Raw genomic sequence first — 7,410 nt, 5'->3', positions numbered from 1 at the left:
GGAAACGGCCCTGCTCGTCGACCTCGGCCGCGTACGGGGCGATCTTGGCCTCGGCCAGCGAACGGATCGCGTCCCGGAGCATGTCGTGCTCCTCGGTCGGCCGGAAGAGGTCGGAATCAGACATGTGGGTCCTCGTGAGGTCGGCGGGCGGTTCAGTGGACGGAGCGGCGGGCGGCGATCCGCTCCTTGAGGGCGTGCAGGTCGGCGGCCGGGTGGTGGTGCCCGGCCCGGACCACGCCGGTGATGCGGTGCAGGTTGTCCACGCTCTCGACGGGGTTGCCGTCGAGGAGGACGAGGTCGGCGTTCCGGCCGGGGGCGACGGTGCCCGCCGTGCCGGTGGTGCCGAGGAACTCCGCGGGGAGCAGGGTGGTCATCTGCAGGATGCGCAGGGGGCCGAGGCCGGCGCGGGCGAGCTCGTCGAACTCGTGGTGGAGGGCGGCGCCGGGGACCTCCCAGGCGGCGCCGGAGGAGTCGCTGCCGGCGAGCATCCGCACGCCCGCGTCGTCGAGGAGTTTCGTCAGTTCCAGCTGACGCCGGTAGGCGGCCCTGAAGGTGGCGCGGGCCTCGGGCGGGAACCGGGCGAACTTCTCGGCCGCGGCCTCCCAGTCCTTGATCACGGACGGGGCGACGTAGCGCAGGTCCGGGTCGGCACGGAAGGAGGGGTCGTCGCAGAGCTGGCTGGTCCGTTCCCGGATCAGCGTGGGGACGTGCCAGGTGCCGTCGGCGGCGAAGCGTTCCGCCATGGTGCGGGCGAGGTCGGCGTCGAAGGTTCCGAGGGCGTGGTCGAGGATCTCGATGTCCGCGGGCCTGTTGAGGTTGACGGGGTTGACGACGGCCTTGGCGATGATCCGGCCCAGGAGGAGTTCGAGGAAGGGGATCCTGAACGGCGGCAGTTTGATCTTCGGGCGGGATCCGGCCGCCTCCTGCACGTGGTGCCCGTCGGTGGAGCAGCAGGCGAACAGGCCCACGCCCGGGCCGAGGTGCTCGATGGACTTCATGCCCCGCCGGGAGGCCTCGGCGGTGTCGATGCCGGCGGGCAGGTGGCCGACGATGGGCAGGCCGAGGCGCAGCGCCTCCGCCTGGGCGTCGAAGAAGACCTCGGGGGTGACGAGCCCGACCTTGATGAAGTCGGCCCCGGCGGCGTGCTGTTCGCGGACGGCGGCGACGGCCCGGGCGGAGGTGCCGGCGTTGGCGGGAGTGAGCAGGGCCCCCGGCGTGGCGAGCAGCGCGGGCGAGGCCGCGGGCAGGTCGAGGGTGCCGGCGGTGCGGCGGCGCAGCAGGTCGAGGGAGCCGGACATCTGGCGGAAGCCCGTCACGCCGTGGGCGAGCATGAGTTCCAGGGCGCCGGTGGGGTCCGTGCGGCGGTCGAGCGGGTGGGCGTGCATGTCGACGAAGCCGGGGACGACGTACGTTCCCCGGGCGTCGACGGTGACGGCCCCGGCCGGGGCGGTGATGCCGGGGCGGACCTCGGCGATGCGGCCGTCGCGGACGAGCACGTCGGTGTCCGTGGCCAGGGTGCCGTCCCGCGTGTCGACGACGGTGGCGGAGCTGAGCAGCAGGGCGGGGCGGGGCCCGCTGCCCGGGCCCGGCTGCGGCGGTGCGGTGGTCATCGGGGGGCTCCTGGTGGTCCGGGGAACGTGTCCGGGGTGCGGGGTTCGCGGTGGTCCGTCACGGGCGGTGCAGCAGCCGGTGGGCGTTGCGGGTGGTGAGGGTGCGCCAGGTGTCGGCCGCCGTGTGCGGGGGTGCGGCGTCGACGGAGCGGATCTGGGCCGCGACGGCCGGGGCGGGGGTCCAGCAGTAGTCGCTGCCGTAGAGGATCCGGTCGGGGCCGAAGGCGGCGAGCAGGGCGGGGACCTGGCGGGGGAAGGGGGTGCCGGCGGTGTCGTACCAGAGCGTGCGGAGCTGTTCCTGGACGGTGGGCGTGTCCGGGTCGTGGTCGGCGCCGGCCATGCCGGTGCGGAAGAGCTCCATCCGGTCGGCGAGCAGGGGCAGTGCGCCGCCGCCGTGGGTGAGGACCCACCGGATGCCGGGGTACCGGGTGAGGACGCCGCCCAGGACGAGGTCGCTCGCGGCGCGTGCGGAGTCGAAGAGGAACTCCAGCATCGGGCGGGGCCGGCCGAGTGACACGGCGTCGGCGTGGGGCGGGGAGGTGGGGTGGACGAAGACGGTCGCGCGGCGGCGGTCCAGCTCGGCCCAGAGGGGTTCGTTGCGGGGGTCGCCGAGGTAGACGCCGTGGTGGTTGGTCTCGACCGCGACGCCGTCGGCGCCCAGGACGTCGAGGGCGTGGGCGAGTTCGTGCAGGGCGCCCTCGACGTCGGGCAGCGGCAGCGAGGCGAAGTGGCCGAAGCGGGTGGGGTGCCGGTCGCGGACCTGCGCGGCGAAGTCGTTGACCTCGCGGCTGAGGGCGCGGGCGGCGGGGTCGTCGCCGAAGTGGACGCCCGGGGAGGAGACGGAGAGGACGGAGGTGCGGATCCCGTGGCGGTCCATGAGGTCGAGGTGCGCCTCGGGGCTCCAGTCGGGCCACCCGGGCATGCCGTCGGGGTGGGTGTGTCCGGCGGCCTTCGCCGCGGCGGTGTAGCCGTCGGTCACGAAGTGGGCGTGCACGTCGATCAGGGCGGAGGGGTCGGGGGTCACGGGGCGGGTGGTCATCGGGTGGCTCGTTTCGTCGGCCGTGCCGGCCGGGTGCGGGGTGGTCTCAGGTCCGGGCGAAGCGGGTGAAGTACAGGAGGGCGTCGTAGTCGTCGACGGCCTCGCGGCTGACGACGTCGCCGACGGCGGCGCCCTGGAGGAGGCGTTTGACGGGCACCTCCAGCTTCTTGCCGGTGCGGGTGTGCGGCACGGCGGGCACGGCGAGGACGGTGTCGGGGACGTGCCGCGGCGAGGCCTGGGTGCGCAGGGCGGTGCCGATGCGGGCGCGGAGGTCGTCGGTGAGTTCGTGGCCCGGTTCCAGCACCACGAAGAGCGGCATCCAGTAGCCGCCGTCGGGGAGTTCGGCGCCGATGACGAGGCTCTCGCGGATCCCGGGGAGGTCGTCGACGACGGCGTAGACGTCGGCGCTGCCGAGGCGCACGCCCTGGCGGTTGAGGGTGGAGTCGGAGCGTCCGGAGACGACGACGCCGCCGTGGGGGGTGGTGGTCATCCAGTCGCCGTGCCGCCAGACGCCGGGATAGGCGCTGAAGTAGGCGTCGTGGTAGCGGCTGCCGTCGGGGTCGTTCCAGAAGGAGAGCGGCATGGACGGCATGGGGCGGGTGACGACGAGTTCGCCGACCTGGTCGACGACGGGGCGGCCGTGCGCGTCCCAGGCCTCCAGGGCGACTCCGAGCAGCGGGGCGGATATCTCGCCCGGCCGGACGGGGACGGTCGGGACGCCGCCGGCGAAGCCGCTGACGATGTCCGTGCCGCCGCTGGTGGACGCCACCTGCACGCCGCTCCCGACGTGGTCGCGGACCCAGAAGTAGCAGGCCGCGGGCAGGGGCGCGCCGGTGGAGCCGAGGGTGCGCAGCGCCGACAGGTCGAGGTCGCGGCCGGGTTCGAGGCCGGCCTTGGCGGAGGCGAGGAGGTAGCCGGGGCTGACGCCGAGGACGGACACGCGGTGCCGGTCGGCGAGCTCCCACAGGCGCTGCGGTGCGGGGTGGCCGGGGCTGCCGTCGTAGAGGACGATCGTGGCGCCGACGAGCAGGCCGGAGACCACCATGTTCCACATCATCCAGTTGGTGGTGGTGTACCAGAGGAAGCGGTCGCCGGGGTGCAGGTCGAGGTGGAGGCCGAGCAGCTTGTGGTGGTCGAGCAGGACGCCGCCGTGGCCGTGCACGATGCCCTTGGGGGCGCCGGTGGTGCCGGAGGAGAACAGCACCCACAGCGGCGCGTCGAAGGGGAGGCGTTCGAAGAGCGGCTCGTGGTCGCCGGCGGTGGCGTCCTCCCACGCGGTGGTGGAGGGGTCCGCGGGCAGGGGCCGGCCGAGGACGGGGACGTGCACGGTGTGCCGGAGGGTGGGCAGGGCCCGGCGCAGGTCCTCGGCCTCGTCGCCGCGGTCGTGCAGGGTGCCGTTCCAGCGGTAGCCGTCGGCGGTGAAGAGGACGACGGGCTCCAGCTGGGCGAAGCGGGCCGCGGCTCCCTGCGCGCCGTAGTCCTGGCCGCAGGCCGACCAGACGGCGCCGACGGCGGCGGTGGCGAGGAAGGCGACGACGGTGTGGACGGTGTTGGGCAGGTAGCCGACGACCCGGTCGCCCGGGGTGACGCCCTGCCCGCGCAGCCAGGCGGCCAGGGCGCCGACCCGGGCGCGCAGTTCGGCCCGGGTGACGGTGACGGTGGTGCCGTCCTCGCCCTCGGAGATCACCGCGGGTTCGCTGTCGTCGTCGCCGCGCAGTGCGTGCTCGGCGTAGTTGAGCCGGGTGCCGGGGAACCAGCGGGTGGCGGGCATCGGCGCGTCGTCGAGGACGCGCTCGTACGGCGTGTCGGAGCGGATGTCGAAGAAGTCCCACACCGCGGACCAGAAGCCGGCGAGGTCCTGGACCGACCACCTCCACAGGGACCGGTAGTCGGGGTGGGCGGTACCGGTCCGCAGGGCGACGAACTCGGTGAACCTGGCGATGCGGGAGTGTTCCGCGGCCGCCGGGTCGGGGGCCCAGATCGGCGGGTGGGACATGGCGGCGTTCTCCTACTGCTTCGCGGGCGCGGCGTGGGCGCCGGTCATGAGTTCGGCGAGGTCCTCGGGGGCGAGGAAGGAGGGCGGCGGCGGGGCGCCCCACGCCCACAGCGCCTTGGCGCCCTCCCAGACGCCGGGTGTCCACAGGGCGTCCTCGACGATGCAGTCGAGGTCGGAGTAGTACTCGGAGAAGGTGCCGGCCGGGTCCTTGAGGTACCAGAAGAAGTTGGAGCCGATGAAGTGCCGGCCCAGGCCCCAGGTGTGCCGGTCGGGGTCGGCCTCCAGCATGGCGGTGGCGCCGCGGCCGACCTCGTCGACGTCGTCGACCTGCCAGGAGGTGTGGTGCAGGAACGCCACCGGCGCCTGCTGGACGAGGACGTTGTGGTGGTCGGTCGAGCAGCGCATGAACGCGGCCAGGCCCGGGACGGTGTCGCTGACCTTGAAGCCGATGCCCTGCTGGAAGAAGCGCTGGGAGAACGTCTGGTCGGTGGAGCCGAGGACGACGTGTCCGAGCTTGCGGGGCCGCACCCGGTCCTCGCGGAGGATGCCCGGGGCGCGCAGGTGCAGGCGCGCGTCGGTGCCGGGCGTGTTGTACGGCGGGGCGGGGGTCGGGGCCTGGCGGTAGCGCGGTGCGATCTCGACGCGGACGAGGACCTCGGTGCCGGGATCGACGGCGGCGACGGCGGTGGGGGTGCGGTTCACCGGGACGCCGAGGCGCTCCAGGGAGGAGGCGACCCGGTCGAGGTCGTCGGGGTCGTCGACGCCGACGCCGAGTTCGACGAGGCGGCGGCGCGGGGTGCGGACGATCCGCAGCTGGTCGCCGCCGTCGACGGTGGCGAGGACGCGCGCGTCGGCGTGGGCCGGGGTGGTGGCGCCCGGGGTGGTGGCGCCCGGGGTGGTGGCGCCCGGGGTGAGGCCGAAGTCCTCGTAGTAGGCGGCGGCCTGTTCGACGTTCGGCACGCCCATGACGATCTGGGTCAGTCTGTGCAGCGGCATGGCTCGGGCTTCCTTCCGGTGGGTGTCTTCCGATGCGGCCTGTCGTCCGACGGCCTGTCCTTCGGCGGGTGGTGTCCGGTCAGGGGGCGAGCATCGGGTTGCGCAGCGTTCCGACGCCTTCGATCCAGGTGACGAGGGTGTCGCCGGGGGCGAGGAACTTCTGGGGGTTGCGGGCGCCGCCGACGCCTGCCGGGGTGCCGGTGAAGACCAGGTCGCCGGGCAGCAGCGGGCAGACGGCCGAGAGGCGGACGACGAGTTCCCGCACGTCGAAGATCATGTTCGAGGTGCGGCTCTTCTGCAGGACCTCGCCGTCCTCCAGCATGCAGCCGAGCTCCAGGTCGTCCGGGTCGGCGAGTTCGTCGACGGTGACCAGCTCGGGGCCGGTGGGGGCGAAGCCGGGGTAGGACTTGGCGAGGGAGAACTGCGGCGCGGGGCCGGTCAGTTGCAGTCGGCGCTCGGAGAGGTCCTGGCCGACGGTGACTCCGGCGACGTGCGACCACGCGGTCTCGCGGGTGGCGCGGTGGCAGTGGCGGCCGATGACGAGGACCAGCTCGGCCTCCCAGTCCACCAGGCCCTCGGGCAGGGTGACGGCCTGCTCGTGCCCGGTGAGCGAGGACGGGAACTTGGTGAAGACGGCCGGCTCGGTGGGGATCTGCAGGCCGGACTCCGCCACGTGGTCGCGGTAGTTCAGGCCGACGGCGAAGACCTGGGCCGGGCGGGGCACCGGCGGGCCGAACGGCGCGCCGGCGACCGGGGTGGTGGGCGCGGCACGGCCGGCCGGATCGGCCCGCAGGTACTCGCCCGCCCAGTGGGTGAAGGCCTCCCAGTCGGCGAACAGCCCTTGCGGGTCGGGGCCGAACCTGCCGTCACTGGCCGCCTCCACGTCGAGGTAGCCGTCGGCGAGGCGCAGGGCCGTCCGTCCGTCGATGTTCGCCAGGCGCATGGTGTCTCTCCCGCTCCGGTGCCCTGCCGCTCTGTCGCGCCGGGCTCTGACACGCAGTGTTCACGCAAATTATCGCCAAGGCAAGAGATTAACGATAATTGTTCCTCATAGCGCTTCCTGCTACCCTCTGCGACCATGGCGGGAGAAAAGGCGACACGAGCAGGCACGGTCCACGCGCTGATCCGCGAGGAGATCTTCCAGGGACGGCTGCAGCCCGGGCAGCGGCTGCGCCTGGTCGAACTCGCCCAGCGCTTCACGGTCAGCCAGTCCGTCGTCCGTGAGGCCCTGACCCGCCTGTCCGAACAGGGCCTGGTCACCGCCGCACCCCAGCAGGGCTTCAGCGTGGTCGCCCTCTCCCTGCAGCACCTCGACGAACTCACCGAGGCCCGCGTCGAGATCGAGTCGCTGGTGCTGCGCCGCGCCGTCGAACGCGGCGACCTCCGGTGGGAGGCGGCCGCCGTCGCCGCCCACCACCAGCTGGCCGGCACACCCACCACGCTCCCCGACGGCAGCCCCGACCCGGAGTGGTTCGCCGTCCACGAACGCTTCCACCAGGCCCTGCTCGCCGGCTGCGGCAACGACCGGCTGCTCGCCGTCACCATGGCCCTGCGCGACGCCGCCACGCTCTACCGCCGCTGGTCCCGCCCCGTCGGACACGACTACGACCGCGACGTCGCCCACGAGCACCAGCAACTCCTCGACGCCGTCCTCGCCCGGAACGCCACCACGGCCTCCCGACTCCTCGCCGAGCACATCGACCGCACCTCCGCCTCCCTGCGCACCGTCGTCCGCGCCGAGACCGAACCCGTCGGCTGACCGGCGCCGT

7 protein-coding genes are annotated in these 7,410 nt (G+C 73.7%); 1 reads left to right on the top strand and 6 read right to left on the bottom strand.

Going from position 1 to position 7,410, the window contains the following annotated elements; all coding sequences use genetic code 11:
- The 6 genes from SNE206_RS16370 to SNE206_RS16345 all read right to left on the bottom strand — a co-directional run.
- Positions 1 to 124: acyl-CoA dehydrogenase family protein (locus tag SNE206_RS16370; RefSeq protein WP_407914101.1), on the bottom strand; the 124-nt coding region annotated here is incomplete at its 3' end.
- A gap of 28 nt (positions 125 to 152) precedes the next feature.
- Entirely contained in the window at positions 153 to 1,610 is a 1,458-nt protein-coding gene (locus SNE206_RS16365; protein WP_407914098.1) for an amidohydrolase family protein, read from the bottom strand.
- A 58-nt stretch (positions 1,611 to 1,668) separates the two neighbouring features.
- Positions 1,669 to 2,649, bottom strand: coding sequence for an amidohydrolase family protein (locus tag SNE206_RS16360; RefSeq protein ID WP_407914097.1), 981 nt, complete (start codon positions 2,647 to 2,649; stop codon positions 1,669 to 1,671).
- 46 nt (positions 2,650 to 2,695) lie between these two features.
- Positions 2,696 to 4,645, bottom strand: coding sequence for an acetoacetate--CoA ligase (locus tag SNE206_RS16355; RefSeq protein ID WP_407914096.1), 1,950 nt, complete (start codon positions 4,643 to 4,645; stop codon positions 2,696 to 2,698).
- A gap of 12 nt (positions 4,646 to 4,657) precedes the next feature.
- Positions 4,658 to 5,641: a VOC family protein gene (locus SNE206_RS16350; protein WP_407914095.1), complete on the bottom strand. Its 984-nt coding sequence runs from the start codon at positions 5,639 to 5,641 to the stop codon at positions 4,658 to 4,660.
- A gap of 79 nt (positions 5,642 to 5,720) precedes the next feature.
- Positions 5,721 to 6,584, bottom strand: a complete 864-nt coding sequence (locus SNE206_RS16345; protein WP_407914094.1) for a fumarylacetoacetate hydrolase family protein — start codon at positions 6,582 to 6,584, stop codon at positions 5,721 to 5,723.
- A gap of 135 nt (positions 6,585 to 6,719) precedes the next feature.
- Between SNE206_RS16345 and SNE206_RS16340 the strand changes: the two genes are divergently transcribed.
- Complete coding sequence (locus SNE206_RS16340; protein ID WP_407914093.1) at positions 6,720 to 7,400, top strand: GntR family transcriptional regulator; 681 nt, start codon at positions 6,720 to 6,722, stop codon at positions 7,398 to 7,400.
- The last annotated feature ends 10 nt before the right edge of the window (positions 7,401 to 7,410 follow it).

The organism is Kitasatospora sp. NE20-6, from assembly GCF_045862635.1.
The sequence above is the reverse complement of the archived record's forward strand: the minus strand, read 5'-3'. Positions and strand labels throughout refer to the sequence as shown.